This is a genomic window from Salibacter sp., assembly GCF_031581065.1.
GTDB lineage: Bacteria > Bacteroidota > Bacteroidia > Flavobacteriales_G > Salibacteraceae > Salibacter.
Window position 1 is genome coordinate 1 of the sequence record NZ_JAVLBN010000094.1, and the last position, 2,006, is coordinate 2,006.

At 42.6% G+C, this 2,006-nt stretch carries 2 protein-coding genes; one reads left to right on the plus strand and one right to left on the minus strand.

Features of this window, described 5'->3' with window-relative positions:
• A partial coding sequence (locus RI557_RS11600) for a hypothetical protein (protein ID WP_310683929.1) occupies positions 1 to 312 on the minus strand: 312 nt, incomplete at its 3' end.
• A gap of 28 nt (positions 313 to 340) precedes the next feature.
• On the opposite strand from RI557_RS11600, the gene mnmE reads away from it, so the two are divergent.
• Positions 341 to 1,726: a tRNA uridine-5-carboxymethylaminomethyl(34) synthesis GTPase MnmE gene (gene mnmE, locus RI557_RS11605; RefSeq protein WP_310683931.1), complete on the plus strand. Its 1,386-nt coding sequence runs from the start codon at positions 341 to 343 to the stop codon at positions 1,724 to 1,726.
• Positions 1,727 to 2,006 lie beyond the last annotated feature (280 nt).

Genomic DNA, 2,006 nt, shown 5'->3' on the forward strand with positions numbered 1-2,006 from the left:
GTAAAACCCATCTCCATTTCGTGAAATCGAATAAATATCAGGAAAGTCTCCAACTTCAATTATTCGAAACTCTCCTCGTGAAATATGATAATTGAGAAAAAACGGAGAGTCGTGATCTCCACCCACGATCCAGAGGGAATCACCCTCGGGTAGCAAGTCCCGGATCTGACCATCAACAGGCAATTCCAGCACTTCATAATTGTCGACTTTTTCAATTTTCTTTGCGCAACTCACGGTCAGAGCCAGTACCGCAACCCATAAACTCATAGCTGAAAGTCGCTTGAACCGCAAGTTTTTAGCAATTTTGCACATTGAATTTTCTATTTGAATCGATTACATCATGCACAGCAACACTGAAGATACAATTTGTGCTCTCGCGAGCGGATCAGGCCCTGCTGCCATTTCTGTTATTCGCATTTCAGGCCCTAAAGCTATTGAAATTTGCAATACTATTTTCAAGGGTAAGGATCTGAATAAAGTCGATTCGCACACTATTCACTTTGGCACTATTCGCGAAGATGATGTTCTCGTGGATGAAGTCCTGGTTTCGGTATTCAAAGGTCCAAACTCCTATACCGGTGAAGATGTAATCGAATTATCGTGTCACGGATCACCTTTTATCCGTCAAAAAATCATCAACCTGTTGCTCGATCGTGGTGCACGTTCAGCCAATGCGGGCGAATTCACGCTCAGAGCCTTCATGAACAAGAAAATGGACTTGAGTCAGGCCGAAGCCGTTGCCGACCTCATTTCCAGCGAGAGTGAAGCTTCCCACAAACTCGCCATGCAACAGATGAGAGGTGGTTTTTCGAGCGAAATAGGCAAACTCCGCGAAGAACTGATCAATTTTGCCAGTCTGATAGAACTCGAACTCGATTTCAGCGAAGAAGATGTGGAATTTGCCGATCGGTCAGAGTTGAAAGATCTCATTTTGAAAGTCCACAAGCTGGCGCAGGGATTAATCGAGTCGTTTAAAGTTGGGAATGTCCTCAAAAACGGAGTTCCGGTCGTTATTGCCGGGAAACCCAATGCCGGAAAGAGTACTTTACTCAATCAAATCCTAAAAGAAGAGCGAGCCATTGTATCATCAGTCGAGGGAACAACGCGCGACACAATTGAAGATGAAGCTGTTTTGAACGGAGTTATTTTCCGTTTCATCGACACAGCCGGAATCCGAGAAACAAAGGATGAAGTGGAAGCAATTGGTGTGAAAAAAACGCTCGAACAAATTGAGACAGCCGCCATTGTGGTGTATATGTTTGACGTGAACACCTTCACTCCTTCTACTCTGCGCGATGTCATCAAAGAGCTGGAAGAACCATTATCACGCAACGGAGCAAAACTGTTGCTGGTTGGAAACAAAATTGATCAAAAAGACGAGGAAATGGTCAGAGCACAATACAAAGACTTTGACGACATGATCCTGATCTCGGCCAAAGACAATCAGAATGTGGAAAAGCTTTCTAATAAACTCGTGGATCTGATCGAGACACAGGAAGTGAGCAGCAGCGATGTCATGGTCACCAACAGCCGACACTACGAAGCACTCACCAAAGCCGATGCTTCATTGATGAACGCCCTAAACGGACTCGAAACCGGCATCACAGGCGACTTCATCGCGATGGATATCCGCCAGTCACTCCACTACCTGGGAGAGATCACAGGGCAGATCACATCTGACGACTTGTTGGGAAATATCTTTAGTAATTTTTGCATAGGGAAATAACCACCACAAAACAAACAATCTACAAAACACACAAAAGCTGCTAAAATAGCCGTTTAACAAATCATATATGATGTAAATAAGCATCATTAATGTTAAATATAACTGTTAATGATGCATTCAATCATCATTATACATTTTGGAATCATCTTATAATTGTCTAAATTTGATGTGTTTTTACACCATTAAGGCTAGATTTAAGTTATTATGAAGGAGTTTTCCACCATAGAATTAAAGCGAATGACCGATGATATGATCATCAAAGCTATTGGTGAATACATAC